This is a genomic window from Streptomyces sp. MAI_2237 (assembly GCF_054189285.1).
This window is the reverse complement of sequence record NZ_JAJPGQ010000002.1, coordinates 1,096,470-1,118,027: the sequence shown is the minus strand read 5'-3', so window position 1 is coordinate 1,118,027 and position 21,558 is coordinate 1,096,470. Positions and strand designations below refer to the sequence as shown.

Sequence of the window (21,558 nt, the reverse complement as noted above, 5' to 3'; positions counted from 1 at the left end):
GCCAGGCCCCGCCGGGGCCGCCCTCCGGGCGGACGACGGGAATGTGACGGCAGCGCCTTGCAGACGGGTGTTGAGGTAGGTCAGGTGTTTCTCGGTGCGGTGCTCGCCCGCTCCGTGATGCGGGGCGCGAGCAGGGTCGCGTCCGGTACGGCGCCGCCGTCCAGCTTCTTCATCAGCAACTGCACGGCCCGCTCGCCCAGTTCGGCGGACGGCAGGGCGACGGAGGTGACGGGGACGCGGACGGACTCGGCGATCTCGTCGGGGCAGATGGCGGTGACGGACAGGTCGCCGGGGACGCGCAGCCCGAGCTGTTCGAAGGCGTCCGTGAGGGGTTCCAGGATCGCCTCGTTGTGCACGACGATCCCGGTCAACGCGGGCTGCTCGCGCAGGAGTTGCTCGGCGACCAGCCGGGCCGCCGCCGGTGTGGCCTCGCAGGGGTGCACGGAGGACGACAGCCCGCCCCGGTCGGCGGCGGCCGTGAACCCCTGCACGACCCGCTGCGCGAACGCCGTCCCGCGCACGTACACCTCCGGCGGCGATCCGACGAGCGCCACGACCCGGTGGCCGAGGCGCGCCAGATGCTCCACGCACGCCTCCCCCGCCGCCTTGAAGTCCAGGTCGACGCAGGTCAGCCCGGCCGGCTCGGCGGGGAAGCCGATCAGCACGGACGGCCGCTCCAGTGAGCGCAGCAGGCCCAGCCGGGGGTCGTGGAGCTGGACGTCCATGACGATCAGCGCGTCGACCAGTGCCGTGTCGGCGACCCGGCGCAGCCCGTCCTCGCCCTCCTCCTGGGTCAGCAGGAGCACGTCGTGGTCGTGGCGCCGGGCGGTCGTCACCACCGACACCGCGAACTGCATCACCACGGGGACGTGGATCCCGGCCCGTAAGGGGACGACGAGCGCCAGGACGTTGGACCGGCTGCTGGCCAGGGCGCGCGCGCCGGCGTGCGGCCGGTAGCCCAGCTCGCGGATCGCCTCCTCGACCCGCTGCCGGGTCTCCTCCGAGATCGGCCGCTTGCCGCTGAGGGCGTAGGAGACGGTGCTGGGGGAGACCCCGGCGTGCCGCGCCACATCGGTGATCTTCACCATCAGCCCAGCTCCAGGGAGAGGAACCCGGTGCCCGCCTGTGCCCGCGCCGTGCGGTCCCCGGCCGTCAGCGCCCACGGCGCCGCCGGATCACTGCACGAGGCCCGCAGGGTGTCCCCCTCGCGTACGACGGTGAAGACGACCTCGCCGACCGGGACTGTCACCTGCGCGCCCCGCCGCAGGTCGAACGCCCGCAGGGTGACCCCGTCGGCGAAGTCGTAGTCGGGCCGGTCGTCGACCGCGCCGACCGGGATCACCGCGCCCGGCCTGACCAGCAGCGGCACGCTGGAGAAGCCGTGCCGCTCGCGCACCCAGCGCGGCCCGGTCACCGTCCGCCCGCTCAGGAAGTGCGTCCAGGTGCCCTCGGGGACGTAGTACGAGACGTCGCCGTCGTCGCTGAACACCGGCGCCACCAGCAGGTCCGGCCCCAGCATGTACTGCCGCTCCAGGTGCGCGCACCCGGGGTCGTCGGGGAACTCCAGCACCATCGCCCGCATCATCGGCACGCCCTCGGCCTGCGCGGTGCGCGCCGCCTCGTACAGGTAGGGCATGAGGCTCAGCTTCAGCCGGGTGAACAGGCGGAGCACGTCCACGGACTCCTCGTCGAAGAGCCACGGGACGCGGTAGGAGGAGCTGCCGTGCAGCCGGCTGTGCGAGGACAGCAGGCCGAAGGCCAGCCAGCGCTTGAACAGGGCGGGTGTCGGGGTGCCCTCGAAGCCGCCGATGTCGTGGCTCCAGTAGCCGAAGCCGGACAAGCCCAGCGACAGCCCGCCGCGCAGCGACTCCGCCATCGACTCGTAGGTCGCCTCGCAGTCGCCGCCCCAGTGCACGGGGAACTTCTGGCTGCCGGCCGTCGCCGACCGGGCGAACACGACCGCCTCGCCCTCGCCGCGATGCTTGCGCAGCACGTCGAAGACGGTGCGGTTGTAGAGGTAGGTGTAGTAGTTGTGCATCCGCTCGGGGTCCGAGCCGTCCGCGTAGGCGACGTCGACCGGGACCCGCTCGCCGAAGTCCGTCTTGAAGCAGTCGACGCCCTGCGCGAGCAGTGCCTCCAGCTTCGCGGCGTACCAGTCGCGGGCCGCCGGGCTGGTGAAGTCGACCAGGGCCATGCCGGGCTGCCACAGGTCCCACTGCCACACGCTGCCGTCCGGCCGCTTCAGCAGGTGGCCCAGCGCCTTGCCCTCCGCGAACAGCGGCGAGCGCTGCGCGATGTAGGGGTTGATCCAGACGCAGATGTGCAGGCCCTTGGCCTTGAGCCGGGCGAGCATGCCCTCGGGGTCGGGGAAGACCCGCGGGTCCCACTCGAAGTCGCACCAGTTGAACTCGCGCATCCAGAAGCAGTCGAAGTGGAAGACGGACAGCGGCAGTTCGCGCTCCCGCATGCCCTCGATGAACGACGTCACCGTCTCCTCGTCGTACGACGTCGTGAAGGACGTCGACAGCCACAGGCCGAACGACCAGGCGGGCGGCAGCGCGGGGCGGCCGGTGAGGGCGGTGTACTTGCGCAGCACGTCCTTGGGCGTGGGCCCGTAGATGACGTAGTACGTCAGCTGCTGGGTCTCCGCGCTGAACTGCACCCGCGACACCGCCTCCGAGCCCACCTCGAAGGACACCCTGCCCGGGTGGTCGACGAAGACGCCGTAGCCCGCGTCGGTGAGGTAGAACGGCACGTTCTTGTAGGCCTGTTCGGTGGCCGTGCCGCCGTCGGCGTTCCAGATGTCGACGACCTGGCCGTTCTTGACCAGCGGCCCGAAGCGCTCGCCGAGGCCGTAGACGGACGTGCCGACCGTCAGGTTGAGCTGTTCGCGCAGGTAGTGGGCGCCGGTGGTGGCGTCCCGCATGATGCCCATGTTCTTGGGGCCGCTGGTGGTCAGGGTGCGGCCGTCGGCCAGGAAGTCCACGTGCCAGGGGCCGGTGCGGGCCACCCGGACCGAGAGCGCGCCGGAGGTCAGCGTCGCGTGCTCCTCGTCGTACTCCGTGTGGACCGCGAAGTCCTCGCTGCCCAGCTCGAACCGCGGGCCGCGGGGCTGCTCGCCCTCGAAGTGCGTGAAGGTGACGCCGATGACGTCGGGCATCGGGGCGTGCGCGCTGATCGTCACGACCGGTCCCTTCAGCAGGTCGCCGCGGTGGCGGATGGGCTGGGTCGGCGCGTGGATGTCCAGCGCGCCCTCGGCGGCGGTGACGTCGAGGACCTCGACCGGGTGGGCCGCGGTGACGCCCTCGCGCAGCAGCCAGTAGCCGTCGGTGAACTTCATGTGGGGGTCCTTACTTCACGGCTCCCACGGCGATGCCGCGGGTGAGCGTCCGCTGGAAGACGAGGAAGAAGACGAGGGCGGGCAGCACGCCGAGCAGGGCCGCCGCGTTGGTCATGGTGGCGTCCATCAGGCGCTGGCCCTGCAGCACGCCGAGGGCCACCGACACCGTCTGGTTGTCGTTGGAGATCAGCATGACCAGCGGGAGCAGGAACTCGTTCCAGGTCCAGATGAAGAAGAAGACGAGGAGCACGCCGATGGTGGGCCGGCTGACGGGGACGACGATCCGCCACAGCACCTGCCACTTGTTCGCGCCGTCGATCCGGGCCGCCTCGATGATCTCGCGGGGGAACTGGCCCAGGACGGAGGAGAGCAGATACGTGCCGAAGGCCGCCTGGATCACCGTGAACACGATGATCACGCTCAGTCTGGTGTCGTACAGCCCGGCCTGCTTGCTCAGGTAGTACACCGGGTAGACCAGCGCCTCCTGCGGGAGCATGTTGGCGAGCACGAAGAAGGCCAGCACCCAGGTGCGGCCCTTGATCCGGCCGATGCCGATCGCGTACGCGTTGAGCACCGACAGCGCCGCGGCGAGCACCGCGACCGAGCCGCTGATCAGCACGGAGTTGAACAGCTTCTGGCCGTAGTCGACCCGCTCCCAGAAGTCCTTCAGGCCGGTGGTGTAGAGGCCCCTGGGCAGGCTGAGGGGGCCGTTCTGGGAGTACTCGGTCGGTGACTTGACCGCGTTGATCGCGACGATCAGGAACGGCACGACCATGAAGAGGGCGGCGATGCACAGGGCGATCAGCACCGGGTAGCGGCGCAGGGCGGTCGTCATGCGCGGTCCCCTTCCTCGCTGCGGGTCTGGAGCTTGAGCAGGATCATGGACAGCGCCAGGATGATCACCGTGAGGATCGTGGAGATCGCGGCGCCGTAGCCGACCTGCGTCTTCTCGAAGAAGGTGGTGAAGGAGAAGTACGACGGCACGTCGGTCGCGCCGCCCGGGCCGCCCTTGGTCAGGACGTACACCGCGCCGAACACCTTCAGCGCGGCGATCGTGCACCAGGTCAGTACGACGTAGATCTCCGGCCGGATCTGCGGCAGCGTGATGTGCCAGAAGCGCCGCCACCAGCCGGCCCCGTCCAGCTCGGCCGCCTCGTGCAACTGCGGGTCCACGCGCTGCAGTCCGGCCATGAAGACGACCAGCGGGAAGCCGATCTGGACCCAGACCATGACCCCCATGACGCTGTAGAGCGCGATGTCGGGATCGCCGAGCCAGTCCTGCTGCCAGCTCCCCAGCCCGACCGCCTTCAGCAGTTCGTTCAGGGAGCCGTTGTCGGGCGCGAGGATCCAGCTCCACACGATGCCGGCGACCGCGATCGGCAGCACCTGCGGAAGGTAGAAGCAGGCGCGCAGTACGGCGGCGACCTTGCCGCCGAAGTGCTTGCCGACGTAGTCGAACAGGGCGGCGGCCAGGACGAGTCCGATCACCGTCGGCACGACGGCCATGGCGACGACCATGAACAGGCTGTGCCGGAAGGACGCCCAGAACTCCGAGTCGTCCAGCAGGTCACGGTAGTTGGCGAGGCCGGTCCACTTCGGGCTGCCGATGCCCTGCCACTCGGTGAAGCTCACGCCCGTGTTCATCAGGAACGGGACGATGATGATCGCCGTGAAGGCGAGGAAGCCGGGCAGCAGGAACAGGGCGTAGGAGTCGCGGGTCCGGGGCCGGCGCGGACCGGCGGGCGGCTGCCCGCCGCCGGTCCGCGCACCCCGTTCGACGGTGACCGTCATTGCTGCGGCACGCCCTTGTCGTAGGCCTGCTGGAGATTCGACAGATAGGCGTCCGGCTTCTCACTGCCCGTGATCAGCTTCTGCGTCTCGGAGACGAGGACGTCGTAGAAGCCGTTGACCGGCCAGTCCGGGTAGAAGGCGAGGCCGTCGCGCTTGCTGACGGTGTTGAAGTCGGAGATCAGCTCCTTGGACTTCGGGTCGGTGATGGCCGAGGTGTCGGCCGCCACCGGGACTCCGCCCTTGTTGCCGAGGATGTTCTGGATCTTCTTCGACATGGTGATGTCGATGAAGTCGTAGGCGAGCTCCTTGTTCTTGGCGTTCTTGGGGACCACCCAGAGGTTGCCGCCCGAGCCCAGGGTCAGGTTCGAGCCGGGCCACAGCCCGCTGTCCCAGTCGAACTTGGCCTCCGACTGGAAGCGGCCGTACCACCAGCTGCCGGAGAACAGGATCGGGGTCTTGCCCTGGATCCAGGACACGCCCGCGTCCTCGGCCTTGGTGCCGGTCGACTTCTTGCTGATGTAGCCCTTCTTCACCCAGTCGGCGAAGGTGGTGGCCGCGTACGTCCACGCCGGGTCGTGGAAGTCGTTCTTGCCCTTGTACAGCTCGTACTTGTCGACCCAGGAGCGGTCGGCCCTGGACAGGGCGAGCTGGTAGAGGTACTGCTGCGCCATGTACTCGGCGCCGGCGTTGGCGAGCGGGGTGACGCCCTTGGCGACGAACTTGTCCATGGCGGCCGTGAGTTCGTCGAACGTCTTCGGCTCGGCGACCCCGTACTTCTTGAAGAGGTCCTTGTTGTAGTACACCATCGTGTACTCGGCGTAGTTGGGTATGCCGTACCACTTGCCGGAGCCCATGACGCCGTTGGTGTCGTACTTGCTGGTCGTGGCCACGCCCGCGCTGAGCATCTTGTCCCAGCCGCGCTTGGTGACCTCCGCCGACAGATCGGTCAACAGGCCCTGCTTCGACAGCTGGCCCGCGGTCGCGTTGCCCTTGTTGTACTCCATGAGGTCGGGCGCGTCCGAGGAGTTGAGGATCATGGGCGCCGTCTTCTGGATCTGTTCGAAGCCCTTCTCCTCGAACTTCACCTTCACGCCCGGGTGCTTGGCCTCGAACTCCTTGATCGCCTCGTTCCAGGCGGCGCCCATCGCGCTGTCGGCACCCTCGTAGTGCCACAGCTTGAGCGTCTTGCCGTCCGCGGACCCGCCGCCGTCCGAGCCGCCGCAGGCGGTCACGAGCAGCGACCCTCCCAGGACCGCCGCCGCGACCGTCATCACACGCCTTCGTGTCGTCAACATCCCGTGCCTCCGCAGGAGAGTCGGATGGGTATCGGGACGTCACGCTGCGAACGGGCCATCGTCGAATCGATTCGATGCGTGACGTCGAAGCGCTTCGACGGGGGACCGTATGTGGGTGCCGGGGGCGCGTCAATGCATTTGACGGGAATCGCTGCTCGCGGTGGTGGCCGGCTGGTGGGCGAGAGAGATCATCAGGGCTACGGCCGCGGCGGTCACCGGCACCCCGAATCCGGCCGTCCGGGACATATGGTCCACCGTCCAGCCGCCGGTCGCCGAGCCGCAGGCGATGCCGCCGAGCAGGCCGGTCACGGCGAGGGTCATGCCCTCGTTGAGACGGCCCTCGGGGGTGCGCTGCTGGACCAGCGTCATGGTCGTGACCATCGTCGGGGCGGTCGCCATGCCGGCGACGAGAAGGGCGAGCGCGAGGAGGGGGAGGGAGCCGGTGAGGGTGGCGGCGAGCAGGGGAAGGGTGAGCAGACCGGTCATCGCGGCGATGCACCAGGGCAGCCGCTCCGCGGCGGACCCGGTGGTCCTGAGGGTCCCGAACAGCAGCCCCGCCGCGCACGAGCCGGCCGCCTGCAGCCCCAGCACGACCCCCGCCGCCGCGCGGTGCCCCTGCGCGTCGGCGAACGCGATGGTGACCACCTCCATGGAGCCGAACACCGCGCCCATGGCCAGACAGACGGTGAGCAGCGCGGGCATGCCGGGCGCCCGGAACGGCGGCCCGCTGTGCGGGAGCCGGCGCACGGGCGGCTCGGTCGAGCGCTGCGCGGCGAACAGCAGCACGCCGGTCAGCAGCAGCACGGCCCCCACCAGCGTGCCCGCCTCGGGGAAGAACGTTGCGCACAGGAAGGCCGCGAACACCGGGCCCAGCATGAAACACGCCTCGTCGGCGGCCTGTTCGAAGGAGTTCGCGGTGTGCAGGGCCCGCTCGTCGCCCTCGAGGAGATGGGCCCAGCGGGCGCGGGACATGCCGCCGGTGTTGGGGGTGGTGGCGGTGGCGGCGTAGGAGGCGAACAGCGTCCAGGCGGGGGCGTCGTAGCGGACGCACAGCAGGAGCGCGAGGGAGCCGAGGACGGCGAGGACGGTCGCGGGTACGGCGACCCGGGCCTGCCCGTGCCGGTCGACGAGCCGCGCGATCCACGGGGCGACCAGGGCGGTCGCCGCGAGGCCGGTCGCGGTGACGGCGCCGGCGAGGGCGTACGAGCCACGCGAACCGGCGATCATCACCACCGCGCTCACGCTGAACATGCCCATCGGCAGACGGGCGAGGAGGTTGGGGAGGGTGAAGGCGCGGGCGCCCGGGGTGGACAGGAGGCGGCGGTAGGGGCCGGGCGTTCGCGTACGAGGGCTGAAGTCGACGGCGACGAGGGTGTCGGCGGTGACGGTGAACATCGGTGGCCTGCGGGACTCGGGCTGCGGCATGTCCACCACGGTCGCCCGAGGACGATCAAGGGGTCCAACACCTGCTTCGCACCGATTCACGCACCTGTGATGTGAATCGGTGCTGTAGGTTCGCCGGATGCCCGACCCGCGCCACCTCGACCCCCGCCTCCTCCGCGCGTTCGTGACGGTCGCCGACGAACTGCACTTCACCCGGGCCGCCGCCCGGCTCTACGTCGCCCAGCAGGCGCTCAGCCGGGACGTACGGCGGCTGGAGCGGGAGCTGGGGGCGGAGCTGTTCGTGCGCTCCACCCGGCAGGTGACGCTCACCGCCGACGGCGAGCGGCTGCTGCCGTACGCCCGCCGTGTACTGGCGGCGCAGGACGAGCTGCTGGGCGCCTTCGGACAGGCCCGCCCCCTGCTGGTCGACCTCAACTACCGGGACGCGGCCACGGCCCGCCGCGTCCTGCACCGGGCCCGTGAACTCGCCCCCGACCAGGAGCTGATGGCGCGCTACGAGAGCGGGCTGACCGGCGCGGCGGAGGATCTGCTGGCCGGGCGCCTGGACGCGTCGTTCGGACGGTACGGGGGCCTCGACCCGGCACTGCGCGGCCGGCTGGAGCACCAGCTCGTCCGCCACGAGCCGATGGCGGTCGTCCTGCCCGACGACCACCGCCTCGCGTCCCTGGACGCGGTGCCGCTGGCCGCGCTGGCGGGCGAGACGGTGTACGCGGGCGCCGGGAACCCCCGTACCCCCGAGTGGACCGACCTCGCGCGCCGCCTGTTCGACGGCCGCGGCATCGAGATCGCGCCACCCGCGCCGTTGGCCGTCGGCGACGAGGAGTTCGAACGGATCATGGCCAAGATGCGGTGCCCGATCCTCGCGGTGATCGACTTCCCGTCCCTGCCCCGGACGGTCCTGCGCCCCCTGGTCGAACCGGTGCCGCTGTCCCCCGTGTCCCTGGTCTGGCGCAGGGGCCTGGTCCACCCGGCGTTCGACGCCCTGCGACGCGCGGCGGCGGAGCTGTCGGCGGGGGAGGGGTGGCTCGGGGTGCCGGAGGGGGCATGGGTTCCGGACACGGCCCCCGGCGGACGCTGACGGTCGCCGGCGGCTCACAGGCCGCCCCGCGCGGCGCGGGAGGCCTTCGTAACGTACCGGCGCGGTACCTCTCATCCCGCCCCCGCCCGGGGTGAGAGCAACGTTCCCTTCCGGTCACCCGGTGCCACAGCGAGGAAACGCGCCCTCCCTACCTTCGGGACTCATACCGCTCAGCACCCCGAGGACCACCGAGCCCCGGAGCACCGTGGAGGCGTCATGACAGCCCCTAGCACAGCCCCCGCATCCAGCAGGGGAGGCCGCTGGATCCAGCAGTGGGATCCCGAGGACGAGACCTTCTGGAAGCAGACCGGGGAGAAGGTCGCCCGCCGCAACCTCGCCTTCTCCGTCCTCTCCGAGCACATCGGGTTCTCGATCTGGACCCTGTGGTCGGTGCTGGTGCTCTTCATGGGCCCCGAGTACGGGCTCACCCCGGCCGACAAGTTCCTGCTGACGTCCATGGTGACGCTGGTCGGCGCGGTCGTCCGGGTGCCGTACACCTTCGCCGTCGCCGTCTTCGGCGGCCGGAACTGGACGATCATCTCGGCCGGTCTGCTGCTCGTGCCGAGCATCGCCGCGTTCACCGTGATGAAGCCGGGCACGTCGTTCGCCACCTTCCTGTGCGTCGGGCTCCTCGCCGGCATCGGCGGCGGCAACTTCGCCTCCTCCATGACCAACATCAACGCCTTCTTCCCGCTGAGGAAGAAGGGCTGGGCGCTCGGGCTCAACGCCGGCGGCGGCAACATCGGCGTCGCGGCCATCCAGCTCGTCGCCCTCGCCGTGATCGGTGCCGGTGGCGGTCCGCGCGTGCTGCTCGGGATCTACATCCCGCTCATCGTCGTCGCCGCCGTCCTCGCCGCGCTGTTCATGGACAACATCGAGAACGTCCGGAACGACACCGGCGCCGCCAAGGACGCCGCCCGCGACGGCCACACCTGGATCATGTCCGTCCTCTACATCGGGACCTTCGGCTCGTTCATCGGCTACAGCTTCGCCTTCGGCCAGGTGCTCACCAACCAGTTCGGCCGTACGCCGCTGCAGGCCACCTACCTCACCTTCATCGGCCCGCTGCTCGGCTCCCTGATCCGGCCCGTCGGCGGCTGGCTCGCCGACAAGTACGGCGGCGCGAAGATCACGCTGTACAACTACGTCGCCATGGCCGCCGCCACCGCCGTCCTGGTCGCCGCCAGCATGCAGAAGTCGCTGCCCCTGTTCGTGACCGCCTTCGTGGTGCTGTTCTCGCTGACCGGCATCGGCAACGGCTCCACCTTCAAGATGATCCCCGGCATCTTCCAGGCCAAGGCCCTCGCCAAGGGCCTCGAGGGCGAGGAGGCCGTCAAGTACGGCCGCCGGCTCTCCGGAGCCTCCATGGGCCTCATCGGCGCGGTCGGCGCGCTCGGCGGAGTCGGCATCAACATGGCCTTCCGCCAGTCCTTCCTCTCCTACGGCTCCGGCACCGGCGCCTTCGTCGCCTTCCTCGCCTACTACGCCCTCTGCTTCGCCCTCACCTGGGCCGTATACCTTCGCCGTACGGCCCCCGCCACCCCCACCACGGCTGCCGCGGAGGCGAAGCCGCAGCTCAGCTATGCCGAGGTGTGACGTAACACCGGCGACATGAAGCCGAACCGAGCCTGTCACGCACCGTTGACAGGCTCGATCGGCATGTGGGTACCGCCGTACCTCCTGTACGACGACTCGACTTCGGGACGAGAGCCATGTACGACGAACAGCAGCGACCGCAGTCAGGGCAGCACGGGCCCCTGGCCGGCTTCACGGTGGGCGTGACCGCCGCCCGCCGGGCCGACGAACTGGGCGCACTGCTGCAGCGACGGGGAGCCGCCGTCCTGCACGCACCCGCCCTGCGCATCGTGCCCCTCTCCGACGACAGCGAACTGCTGGCGGCGACGAAGGACCTGATCGACCAGGCGCCGGACGTGGTGGTGGCGACGACCGCCATCGGATTCCGGGGGTGGGTCGAGGCCGCCGACGGGTGGGGGCTCGGCGAACCGCTGCTGGAGCGGCTGCGGACCGTCGAACTGCTCGCGCGCGGACCCAAGGTCAAGGGCGCGATCCGGGCCGCCGGCCTCACCGAGGACTGGTCGCCGTCCAGCGAGTCCATGGCCGAGGTGCTCGACCGGCTGCTGGAGGAGGGCGTCGAGGGGCGCCGGATCGTCATACAGCTGCACGGCGAGCCCCTGCCGGGGTTCGTGGAGGCGCTGCGCGAGGCGGGCGCCGAGGTCGTCGGGGTGCCGGTGTACCGGTGGATGCCGCCGGAGGACATCGGGCCGGTGGACCGGCTGCTCGACGCCACCGTCTCCCGGGGCCTTGACGCGCTCACCTTCACCAGCGCACCGGCCGCGGCGTCGCTGCTGAACCGCGCCGAGGAGCGGGGCCTGCTGCCCGAGCTGATCGCCGCGCTCCACCACGACGTGCTGCCCGCCTGCGTCGGACCGGTCACCGCGCTGCCGCTGCAGGCGCGGGGTGTCGACACGGTGCAGCCGGAGCGGTTCCGGCTCGGGCCGCTCGTGCAGCTGCTGTGCCAGGAGCTGCCGGGGCGGGCCCGCGCGCTGCCCGTCGCCGGGCACCGAGTGGAGATCCGGGGCCACGCGGTGCTGGTGGACGGGGAGTTGAAGCCGGTCCCGCCGGCCGGGATGTCCCTGCTGCGGGCCCTGTCCCGGCGGCCGGGGTGGGTGGTGGCCCGGGCGGAGCTGCTGCGGGCGCTGCCGGGGGCGGGACGCGACGAGCACGCGGTGGAGACCGCGATGGCCCGGCTGCGGACGGCACTCGGGGCGCCGAAGCTGATCCAGACGGTGGTGAAGCGGGGGTACCGGCTGGCGCTGGATCCGGCGGCGGACGCGAAGTACGCGGACGTGTGAGGCGGTGCCGTGTGCCGGCCTGAACGGCCTCGTCCTCACACTCCCCCGGACGGGCCGGGAGGTGGCGTCCGGCGCCCGTACAGCACCGACGCCCGTGCCAGGCACCCCAGTGCCACCACCGTCAGCCCCGCCCGTACCGCGTTCCACGCGACCCACGGGTCCTCGAAGTGCTCGCGTGCCGTCGCCGGGTCGGTCGTGTGGGCGAGGGCGTCGTTGAGGGGGATGTTGAAGGCGATCGTCGTCAGGAAGCCGAGCACGTACGCGGCCAGGGCCGTCCGGATCCATGATCGGCAGGGCCGATCCCGCAGTTGCCACGCCGAGACGGCCGTCAGCACCGGCGCGCCCAGGAAGGCGAGGAAGAACACCGGGTTCTGGATGACGTCGTTGATGTCGTTCATGACCTGGACGTAGGTCCGGTCGTCGCTGCGGGCCAGCGCCGGCATCACACAGCAGGCGAAGACGAAGTAGACCCCGGCGATCAGGCCCATGGCGACCGTGGCCGCGCCCAGTACGGCTCCCGCGGCGGTCCTGTTTCGTGTCATGCGCCCAGTCAACGGACCCCATTCCGCCGGGGACATCGCCGAGACGCGCGGCCGCATAAGCGCCCGTCCAGCGGAAGGGGTTCCAGCCGTGGCCGGGGGAGGGCACTGTAAGAAGGAACGCTTCCCCGGTCCCTGGTAACCCCTAGGCGGTGACAGGCACATGGCACTGGGTACGGCCACGCCCGCGTACGAACTGCGCTTCGACTCCGGGCGGATCTGCCTCGATCTCCTCGCGACCACGCATCCCGAGGAACGGTTCGACTCGGTCGAGGTGCTGTGCGCCTGGATCGTGGGGGCGGGGCTGGTGCCACCGGGCACCTCGCTGGCGCACGCCGACGCGTCGTGGCTCGTGGGGTTCCGGGAACTGAGGGGACATGTGGGGCAGTTGGTGCGCGGCACGGCCGTGGGCGTCACCGCCCGGACCCGGCCGTCGTACGACATCGCGCTCGGCCGGGTGAACGAGATCGCTCTCGTCGCGCCCCCGGCCCCGCGCGCCGTCCGCGGCGAGGACGGGTCGCTCATCAGGGAGTTGGACGGCCCGCCCGCGTGCGCGGCGCTGCTCGGGACCGTCGCCCGGGACCTCGTGGGGCTGCTCACCGACCCTGTCGCGCGGGCGGGGCTGCGGCAGTGCGAGGGGGACAACTGCCCGATCGTTTATGTCGATTCGTCCCGGGGGCGCAGGAGGCGCTGGTGCTCCAGTGAGGTCTGCGGGAACCGGGAAAGGGTCGCCCGGCACCGCCGCCGGGCCGCTCTCGCGCGCGCCTAGCTGTCCGGTATGCGCGTTCTGAGAGGACAGGGTTGTGTGGTGTCGAAGTGATTTCGACAACACTCCGTTTGGCCTTCGATCGTCACGGTCAGTCGACGTGATGTTGCCGGTGTGGCGGAAATGTAAAGATCGCGCGGTGGGAATGTGCTCTCATGTCCCTCTCATCACGACACCCCGAAGAAAAGTGTCGGCGTAGTTTGAACATGACGCATGCCACATCCGTACCTGTGCACGAGCGACCGACTGGGGGAACCCCCGGACATCGGAGGTGGGCGTGCGCAAGGATTCCGTCGTGGCCAATGAACGTGGATCGAGGGCCCGACATCGCATGTCCCAGCCCTCGGAACCTGATGAGGAGCTGATGCGTGCCCTGTACCGGGAGCACGCCGGACCTCTCCTTGCGTACGTCCTTCGTCTGGTCGCGGGTGACCGCCAGAGAGCCGAGGACGTGGTGCAGGAAACACTCATCCGTGCCTGGAAGAACGCCGGCCAGCTCAATCGAGCGACCGGATCGGTACGCCCCTGGCTGGTGACGGTCGCTCGGCGCATCGTCATCGACGGCCACCGCAGCCGGCAGGCCCGGCCGCAGGAGGTCGATCCGTCGCCGCTGGAGGTCATCCCCGCGGAGGACGAGATCGACAAGGCGCTGTGGTTGATGACGCTGTCGGATGCGCTGGACGACCTGACCCCGGCCCACCGGGAGGTGCTCGTCGAGACGTATTTCAAGGGGCGTACCGTCAATGAGGCTGCCGAGACGCTGGGCATTCCCAGTGGCACTGTGCGGTCCCGGGTGTTCTACGCCCTGCGGTCGATGAAGCTCGCACTGGAGGAGCGGGGGGTGACGGCGTGATGAGTGTTTACGGGGGAAACCAGGGATTCGGCACAGGTGGGTCGGGTATGTCTGGACCCATGATGGGATCTCCGGGCCCGAGCGAGCACGAGACGGTCGGCGCCTACGCCCTCGGCATTCTCGACGACGCCGAGGCAACCGCTTTCGAGGCACATCTCGCCACCTGTGAATGGTGCGCGCGGCAGCTCGACGAGCTGGCCGGAATGGAGCCGATGCTGGCGGCGCTCGCGGACCTGCCGGGCACGGGCACGCCGGCCATAGGGGAGTCCCTCTCCGCCAGGCCCAGCCCGCGGCTCGCCGAGAAGCTGGTCGACGAGGTCGCGGAGCGGCGTGCGGTCAAGCGGCGCAAGGGGTTCTACCTGGTGGCGGCCGCTGCCGCACTGATCATCGGCGGTCCGCTGACCGTCATGGCGGCGACCGGCGGCGACTCCGGCGCGAAGAACGCCACCCCGCTGGCGGCCGGTGCCAAGGCGTCCTTCAAGGCGATCGACGCCAAGGTCTCGGCGACGGATGCCTCCTCCAAGGTCAAGGCGACCGTGGCCATGGAGCAGAAGGACTGGGGCACCTGGGGCGTCGTCGAGCTCAGCAACGTCAAGGGCCCGCTGAAGTGCTCGCTCATCGCGGTGGGCAAGAACGGCGAGCGCGAGACGATGTCGACCTGGGCGGTCCCCAAGTGGGGATACGGCATCCCGAACGGCAAGACCCCGGAGTCGAAGCAGCCCCTGTACGCGCAGGGCGGCGCCGCCTTCAAGCCCAACGAGATCGACCATTTCGAGGTCATGACCTTCGACGGCAAGAAGCTCGTGCAGGTCGACGCGTAGGACTGCTCCTGTGTCCACGTAGCTTTGCCGGGTCCCCTTCGCGTACGGTTGACGGCTGCCCAGCACGTCAGAAGGGGGCCCGGTGGCCGCTCAGGCTCAGCAGGAAACCGCGGTCGGCTCGGATCACGACTCGAGTCGTGAACGAGAGATCAGCGTCGAACAGGAACATCTGGACCGGGTGTACCGGCGGCTCGAGGAGAAGATCCACGAGGCCGAGTTCCTGATGAACGACGCGGCCAAGCGCGGCCAGGTCGGTACGCCCGGCGCCCTCGCCGAGCGGGACGCCCAGGTCTTCCGGGCCGGCGTCCACCTCAACCGGCTCAACAACGAGTTCGAGGACTTCCTCTTCGGGCGGATCGACCTCCTCCTCGGCAAGGACGGCAAGAAGGGTCCCGACGGCGCCTACACCGCCGTCGAACCCGCCGACGGCGCCGTCCGGGACGACGGCACGGCCGACATCGCCGAGACCCTGCACATCGGGCGCATCGGCGTCCTCGACTCCGACTACGCGCCCCTCGTCATCGACTGGCGGGCCCCGGCAGCCGCTCCCTTCTACCGCTCCACCCCGGTCGACCCGGGGCGGGTCGTGCGGCGCCGGGTCATCCGCTCCAAGGGGCGGCGCGTCCTCGGCGTCGAGGACGACCTCATGCGGCCCGAGCTGCGGGCCTTCCTCGACGGCCGCGAGCTGCCCGTCATCGGCGACGGCGCCCTCATGGCCGCCCTCGGGCAGGCCCGCAGCCACACCATGCGCGACATCGTCGCCTCCATCCAGGCCGAGCAGGACCTGGTCATCCGCGCCCCCGCCGCCTCGGTGACGTACGTCGAGGGCGGACCGGGCACCGGCAAGACCGCCGTCGCCCTGCACCGCGCCGCCTACCTCCTCTACCAGGACCGGCGCCGGTACGCGGGCGGCATCCTGATCGTCTCGCCGACCCCGCTGCTCGTCGCCTACACCGAGGGCGTGCTGCCGTCGCTGGGCGAGGAGGGCCAGGTCGCCATCCGCGCGATCGGCTCGCTCGTCGACGGCGCCGAGGCCACGCTGTACGACGCCCCGTCGGTGGCCCGCGCCAAGGGCTCGTACCGGATGCTGAAGGTGCTGCGGAAGGCGGCGCGAGGGGCGCTGGAGCTGGGGCGGCCCGGCGCCGCGCCCACCGGGCAGCTCGCCTTCGGCGACGACGGCGACGGCGACGCTGCGGCTCCCGCACAGACCCCGACCCGACTCCGCGTCGTCGCTTTCGGGCGGCGTCTGGAGCTGGAGGCGCCCGCGCTGGAACGGGTCCGCCGCACCGCACTCGGCGGCACGGCACCCGTCAACCTCCTGCGCCCGCGCGCCCGCAAGCTGCTCCTGGACGCCCTGTGGGAGCAGTCCGGCGCCGCGGGCCGGCACACCGACCCCGAGCTGGCGGCCGAGCTGCGCTCCTCCTTCGACGAGGACATCGCCTCCGAGGACTCCTTCGTCGAGTTCCTCGACGCCTGGTGGCCCGAGCTGACCCCGAGGGCCGTCCTCGCCGCCATGACCGACGAACGGCGGCTGGGCCGCTGGGCCCGCCGGATCCTCAACCCCGGCGAGGTCCGCAGGGTCGCCCGCTCACTCAGACGCGACGGGCTCTCCGTGCACGACATCGCCATGCTCGACGAACTCCAGGCGATCCTCGGCGTCCCGGCCCGCCCGAGGAAGAAGCGCGAGCTGGACCCGCTGGACCAGCTGACCGGCCTCGACGAGCTGATGCCGGTGCGCGAGGAGTCCCAGCGCGAGCGCGCCGAGCGGCTGGCCCAGGAGCGCACCGAGTACGCCCACGTCATCGTCGACGAGGCCCAGGACCTCACGCCGATGCAGTGGCGCATGGTCGGCCGCCGCGGCCGGCACGCCACCTGGACGGTCGTCGGCGACCCCGCCCAGTCCTCCTGGTCGGACGTCGACGAGGCGGCCGAGGCCCGCGACGAGGCCCTGGGCACCCGCCCGCGCCGCCGCTTCGAGCTCACCGTCAACTACCGCAACCCGGCGGAGATCGCCGAGCTGGCGGCGAAGGTCCTCGCCCTCGCCATGCCGGGCTCCACGGCCCCCTCGGCGGTCCGCTCCACCGGAGTGCGGCCGCGCTTCGTGGTGCAGCGGGAGTCCCTGGGGCAGACCGTCCGCGCGGAGGCCGCCCGCCTGCTCGACCTCGTCGACGGCACCGTCGGCGTCGTCGTCGCCATGCGGCGGCGCGAGGAGGCCGCGCGGTGGCTGGCCGGACTCGGCGACCGGGTGGTGGCCCTCGGCAGCCTGGAGGCGAAGGGCCTGGAGTACGACGCCACGGTGGTCGTCTCGCCCGCGGAGATCGCCGACGAGTCCCCGGCCGGTCTGCGGGTGCTCTACGTCGCCCTCACCAGGGCGACGCAGCAGCTGACGCTCGTCTCGACGGACAGGGACCAACCGGACGGGGACGGGGTGCCGGACCTGCTGAGGGATTAGAAGCGCATGAACTCTCGGTACGGGAATGGCCTTACGGGATCTGTTTGTTAGCCTGGGTGTGGCACCGGCTCGATCCAAGCCCCCGGGCCCAACCTTCGTCCCTCAGAGGGACCACTTGCCGCGAGGCGAGCATGGCGGGTCGGTGCCACTGAACGTTGAGGAGGCCCACGTCACGACGTGACGTGGGCCTCTTTCTTTGCCTGATCGCTTCTCGTATGGTGGAATTCGTTTTCCGAAAACGCCACCGCCCTGTGAACAAAACGTCCGCAATCCAAGGCGGCTACCGCGTACTCAGGGGTAGGTGCGACGATCGGACGGCATACCAGCGTCACACGGTGAAAGCAGAGGAAGTCGGCCATGGCAACGGCGCCCAGCGTCTCCTACTCGATGACGGTCCGGCTGGAGGTGCCCGCGAGCGGAACCGCCGTATCGCAGCTCACCACCGCCGTGGAGTCCTCCGGAGGCTCGGTGACCGGCCTCGACGTCACCGCCTCCGGCCACGAGAAGCTCCGGATCGACGTCACCATCGCCGCCACCTCCACGGCCCACGCCGAGGAGATCGTCGAGAAGCTGCGGGGCATCGAGGGTGTCACCCTCGGCAAGGTCTCCGACCGTACGTTCCTGATGCACCTCGGCGGCAAGATCGAGATGGCGTCGAAGCACCCCATCCGCAACCGTGACGACCTGTCCATGGTCTACACCCCGGGCGTGGCCCGCGTCTGCATGGCCATCGCCGAGAACCCCGAGGACGCCCGCCGTCTGACCATCAAGCGCAACTCCGTTGCGGTCGTGACGGACGGCTCGGCCGTGCTGGGCCTGGGCAACATCGGCCCCAAGGCCGCCCTGCCGGTCATGGAGGGCAAGGCGGCCCTGTTCAAGCGGTTCGCCGGCATCGACGCCTGGCCGATCTGCCTCGACACCCAGGACACCGACGCGATCGTCGAGATCGTCAAGGCGATCGCCCCCGGGTTCGCCGGCATCAACCTCGAGGACATCTCCGCCCCCCGCTGCTTCGAGATCGAGGCGCGGCTGCGCGAGGCCCTGGACATCCCCGTCTTCCACGACGACCAGCACGGCACCGCGATCGTCGTCCTGGCCGCCCTGAAGAACGCGCTGCGCTGCACCGGAAAGCCGATCGAGAACATCCGGGTCGTGATGTCCGGCGCCGGCGCGGCCGGCACCGCCATCCTCAAGCTGCTGCTCGCCGCCGGCGTGAAGAACGCCGTCGTCGCCGACATCCGCGGCGTCGTGCACGCCGGCCGCGACGACCTGCGCGAGGCCGCGGCCGACTCGCCGCTGCGCTGGATCGCCGACAACACCAACCCCGAGGGGCTGACCGGCACGCTGAAGGAGGCCGTTCGCGGAGCGGACGTCTTCATCGGCGTCTCCGCCCCGAACGTCCTCGACGGCGACGACGTGGCCGCCATGGCCGACGGCGCGATCGTGTTCGCGCTCGCGAACCCCGACCCCGAGGTGGACCCGGCGATCGCCCGTCAGACGGCGGCCGTCGTGGCCACCGGCCGCTCCGACTTCCCGAACCAGATCAACAACGTGCTGGTCTTCCCGGGCGTCTTCCGCGGCCTGCTGGACGCCCAGTCCCGCACCGTCAACACCGAGATGATGCTGGCCGCGGCGACCGCCCTCGCGGAGGTCGTGACCGAGGACGAGCTCAACCCGAACTACATCGTCCCCAGCGTCTTCAACGACAAGGTCGCGGGCGCGGTGGCCGGAGCGGTGCGCGAGGCGGCCAAGGCGGCAGGCGTCGCCCCGTAGACGTGGCGTACGGTGCCTAGTAGGCCCGGCCATGGCGTGCGCGGGCTTGTGAGCATCACCACGATCGGCATACGGCGAGTCGTGGAACCAGGCGTCCGGCGCCACCCTCTAGGGTGGCGGCGCCGCGCTCAGGCCTCCCAGGCCCTCCTTCGTGTGACTCCCTCGGGTGGTCTCACGCCTCCGACGGGTGCCGGATTGGCTTTCCCGTCGCAGGTAGGGGCAGGATGCGTCCCTGGGCGCGAGCGCATCGGCTTCGCTGTGCCACCATGCGGCTCTCGCCGGGTGGCACACCCCAACGGCAAGAAGAACACGGGAGTAACAACATGAACCGCAGTGAGCTGGTGGCCGCGCTGGCCGACCGCGCCGAGGTGACCCGCAAGGACGCCGACGCCGTCCTGGCCGCGTTCGCCGAGGTCGTCGGCGACATCGTCTCCAAGGGCGACGAGAAGGTCACCATCCCCGGCTTCCTGACCTTCGAGCGCACCCACCGTGCCGCTCGCACCGCCCGCAACCCGCAGACCGGCGACCCGATCCAGATCCCGGCCGGCTACAGCGTGAAGGTCTCCGCGGGCTCGAAGCTCAAGGAAGCCGCCAAGGGCAAGTAAGCGCTCCGCTTCGAGCGCCGTTCGAAGCGCCGTGGCGATGAGCGTCGTGGGCGACTGCGGGCCGGCCGTGGCCGGTCGCGCAGTTCCCCGCGCCCCTTTCGGGGGCGCAACCTGAACGCCGATGGGGCGGTCACCCGGTTTCCGGGTGACCGCCCCATCGCCATGAACACTGTCAGCCGAGCGCCTTGCCGGGGAGTTCGACCTTGGCGCCGAGCTCCACCAGCTTCTCCATGCTGTGTCTGCCCGGGGGATGACCCCCGGACCCCCAGCCGAGGCGGCGTGTCCGGGGCCGGGGAGTCGCGTCTGGGGTCAGCCGAGCGCCTTGCCGGGGAGTTCGACCTTGGCGCCGAGCTCCACCAGCTTCTCCATGCTGTGTCTGCCCGGGGGATGACCCCCGGACCCCCAGCCGAGGCGGCGTGTCCGGGGCCGGGGAGTCGCGTCTGGGGTCAGCCGAGCGCCTTGCCGGGGAGTTCGACCTTGGCGCCGAGCTCCACCAGCTTCTCCATGAAGTTCTCGTAGCCTCGGTTGATCAGGTCGATGCCGTGGACCCGGGAGGTGCCCTGGGCCGCGAGGGCGGCGATCAGGTACGAGAAGCCGCCGCGCAGGTCGGGGATGACCAGGTCGGCGCCCTGGAGCTTGGTCGGGCCGGAGACGACGGCCGAGTGCAGGAAGTTGCGCTGGCCGAAGCGGCAGTCGGAGCCGCCCAGGCACTCGCGGTAGAGCTGGATGTGGGCGCCCATCTGGTTCAGCGCGGAGGTGAAGCCGAGCCGGGACTCGTACACCGTCTCGTGGATGATGGACAGGCCCGTGGCCTGCGTCAGGGCGACCACGAGCGGCTGCTGCCAGTCGGTCTGGAAGCCCGGGTGCACGTCCGTCTCCAGCGCGATGGACTTCAGCTGCCCGCCGGGGTGCCAGAAGCGGATGCCCTGGTCGTCGATCTCGAAGGCACCGCCCACCTTGCGGTAGGTGTTCAGGAACGTCATCATCGAGCGCTGCTGGGCGCCGTGGACGTAGATGTCGCCCTCGGTCGCCAGCGCCGCGGACGCCCAGGAGGCCGCCTCCAGACGGTCCGGCAGCGCGCGGTGGTTGTAGCCGCCGAGAGTGTCCACACCGGTGATGCGTATGGTGCGGTCGGTGTCCATCGCGATGATCGCGCCCATTTTCTGCAGGACGCAGATCAGGTCCTCGATCTCCGGCTCGACGGCCGCGTTGGACAGCTCCGTCACGCCCTCGGCCAGCACCGCCGTCAGCAGCACCTGCTCGGTGGCGCCGACGGACGGGTACGGCAGCCGGATCTTCGTACCCCGCAGCCGCTGCGGCGCCTCCAGGTACTGCCCGTCCGCGCGCTTCTCGATGCGCGCGCCGAACTGCCGCAGCACCTCGAAGTGGAAGTCGATGGGCCGGCCGCCGATGTCGCAGCCGCCGAGACCGGGGATGAAGGCGTGGCCGAGGCGGTGCAGCAGGGGGCCGCAGAAGAGGATCGGGATACGGCTCGAACCGGCGTGGGCATCGATGTCGGCGACGTTCGCGCTCTCGACGTGCGACGGGTCCATCACCAGCTCGCCCGGCTCCTCACCCGGACGGACCGTCACCCCGTGCAGTTGCAGCAGACCGCGTACGACACGCACGTCACGGATGTCCGGAACGTTGCGCAGTCGACTCGGCGAGCTGCCCAGCAGGGCGGCGACCATGGCCTTCGGTACGAGGTTCTTCGCACCGCGGACACGGATCTCGCCCTCCAGCGGGGTTCCGCCGTGGACAAGCAGGACATCGTCGTTGACGGTCATGTAACTCGCGTTCCGATGAGTGGGGCAGGGGCCAGAAGGGAAGAGTAATCGCCGCCCACCCCCCTTGAGTAAGCCCAAGTACGGCCCAGCTATGTCATAGCTGTGTCACAACACGGGCCGTTCCCTGTCGGGCACATGGGGTCACCGGCGGCACGTGTGCGCCCGGCGCGCTTCCTTGCAC

General features: G+C 70.5%; 17 protein-coding genes. 9 read left to right on the top strand and 8 right to left on the bottom strand.

Annotated features, from left to right (window positions below; genetic code table 11):
- Positions 1–80: 80 nt before the first annotated feature.
- From LN251_RS09855 to LN251_RS09830, 6 genes are all read right to left on the bottom strand, one after another.
- Positions 81–1,088 carry a LacI family DNA-binding transcriptional regulator gene (locus tag LN251_RS09855; RefSeq protein WP_458244069.1) on the bottom strand — a complete coding sequence of 336 codons (1,008 nt, stop codon included), beginning with the start codon at positions 1,086–1,088 and terminating at the stop codon, positions 81–83.
- Positions 1,088–3,340 (bottom strand): alpha-xylosidase, encoded by a 2,253-nt coding sequence (gene yicI / locus LN251_RS09850; protein ID WP_458244068.1) that lies wholly within the window; start codon positions 3,338–3,340, stop codon positions 1,088–1,090. The genes LN251_RS09855 and yicI overlap by 1 nt, the downstream gene beginning before the upstream one ends.
- Positions 3,341–3,350: 10 nt before the next feature.
- Positions 3,351–4,175 carry a carbohydrate ABC transporter permease gene (locus tag LN251_RS09845; RefSeq protein ID WP_458244067.1) on the bottom strand — a complete coding sequence of 275 codons (825 nt, stop codon included), beginning with the start codon at positions 4,173–4,175 and terminating at the stop codon, positions 3,351–3,353.
- Complete coding sequence (locus LN251_RS09840; RefSeq protein WP_458244066.1) at positions 4,172–5,131, bottom strand: carbohydrate ABC transporter permease; 960 nt, start codon at positions 5,129–5,131, stop codon at positions 4,172–4,174. The genes LN251_RS09845 and LN251_RS09840 overlap by 4 nt, the downstream gene beginning before the upstream one ends.
- Entirely contained in the window at positions 5,128–6,426 is a 1,299-nt protein-coding gene (locus LN251_RS09835; RefSeq protein ID WP_458244065.1) for an ABC transporter substrate-binding protein, read from the bottom strand. The genes LN251_RS09840 and LN251_RS09835 overlap by 4 nt, the downstream gene beginning before the upstream one ends.
- Positions 6,427–6,555: 129 nt before the next feature.
- On the bottom strand, positions 6,556–7,851 hold the full coding sequence (locus LN251_RS09830) for an MFS transporter (RefSeq protein ID WP_458244064.1): 1,296 nt from the start codon (positions 7,849–7,851) through the stop codon (positions 6,556–6,558).
- A 97-nt stretch (positions 7,852–7,948) separates the two neighbouring features.
- Here LN251_RS09830 and LN251_RS09825 point away from each other — a divergent pair, with 97 nt between their 5' ends.
- The 3 genes from LN251_RS09825 (at position 7,949) to LN251_RS09815 (ending at position 11,781) form a co-directional block, all read left to right on the top strand.
- A complete protein-coding gene (locus tag LN251_RS09825) occupies positions 7,949–8,908 on the top strand; it encodes a LysR family transcriptional regulator (RefSeq protein ID WP_458244063.1) in 960 nt (319 codons plus the stop codon).
- 216 nt (positions 8,909–9,124) lie between these two features.
- Positions 9,125–10,504 carry a nitrate/nitrite transporter gene (locus LN251_RS09820; RefSeq protein ID WP_458244062.1) on the top strand — a complete coding sequence of 460 codons (1,380 nt, stop codon included), beginning with the start codon at positions 9,125–9,127 and terminating at the stop codon, positions 10,502–10,504.
- A 116-nt stretch (positions 10,505–10,620) separates the two neighbouring features.
- Positions 10,621–11,781: a uroporphyrinogen-III synthase gene (locus tag LN251_RS09815; protein ID WP_458244061.1), complete on the top strand. Its 1,161-nt coding sequence runs from the start codon at positions 10,621–10,623 to the stop codon at positions 11,779–11,781.
- A 35-nt stretch (positions 11,782–11,816) separates the two neighbouring features.
- On the opposite strand, the gene LN251_RS09810 is transcribed toward LN251_RS09815, so the two are convergent.
- Entirely contained in the window at positions 11,817–12,323 is a 507-nt protein-coding gene (locus LN251_RS09810) for an anthrone oxygenase family protein (RefSeq protein ID WP_458244060.1), read from the bottom strand.
- 160 nt (positions 12,324–12,483) lie between these two features.
- On the opposite strand from LN251_RS09810, the gene LN251_RS09805 reads away from it, so the two are divergent.
- The 6 genes from LN251_RS09805 to LN251_RS09780 all read left to right on the top strand — a co-directional run bounded on the left by LN251_RS09805 (position 12,484) and on the right by LN251_RS09780 (position 19,590).
- Positions 12,484–13,089, top strand: a complete 606-nt coding sequence (locus LN251_RS09805; protein WP_458244059.1) for a CGNR zinc finger domain-containing protein — start codon at positions 12,484–12,486, stop codon at positions 13,087–13,089.
- A 328-nt stretch (positions 13,090–13,417) separates the two neighbouring features.
- Positions 13,418–13,939 (top strand): sigma-70 family RNA polymerase sigma factor, encoded by a 522-nt coding sequence (locus LN251_RS09800; protein ID WP_010039908.1) that lies wholly within the window; start codon positions 13,418–13,420, stop codon positions 13,937–13,939.
- On the top strand, positions 13,939–14,760 hold the full coding sequence (locus tag LN251_RS09795) for an anti-sigma factor family protein (protein WP_458244058.1): 822 nt from the start codon (positions 13,939–13,941) through the stop codon (positions 14,758–14,760). Before LN251_RS09800 ends, LN251_RS09795 begins: the two co-directional genes overlap by 1 nt.
- Before the next feature lie 82 nt (positions 14,761–14,842).
- Entirely contained in the window at positions 14,843–17,212 is a 2,370-nt protein-coding gene (locus LN251_RS09790) for a HelD family protein (protein WP_458244057.1), read from the top strand.
- A 357-nt stretch (positions 17,213–17,569) separates the two neighbouring features.
- Complete coding sequence (locus tag LN251_RS09785) at positions 17,570–18,985, top strand: NAD-dependent malic enzyme (protein ID WP_058925014.1); 1,416 nt, start codon at positions 17,570–17,572, stop codon at positions 18,983–18,985.
- Positions 18,986–19,308: 323 nt separating this feature from the next.
- Positions 19,309–19,590, top strand: a complete 282-nt coding sequence (locus LN251_RS09780) for an HU family DNA-binding protein (RefSeq protein ID WP_004000874.1) — start codon at positions 19,309–19,311, stop codon at positions 19,588–19,590.
- Positions 19,591–20,036: 446 nt separating this feature from the next.
- Here the strand turns inward: LN251_RS09780 and murA are convergent, their stop codons facing one another.
- Positions 20,037–21,377, bottom strand: a complete 1,341-nt coding sequence (murA, locus tag LN251_RS09775; protein WP_458244056.1) for a UDP-N-acetylglucosamine 1-carboxyvinyltransferase — start codon at positions 21,375–21,377, stop codon at positions 20,037–20,039.
- Positions 21,378–21,558: the final 181 nt, after the last annotated feature.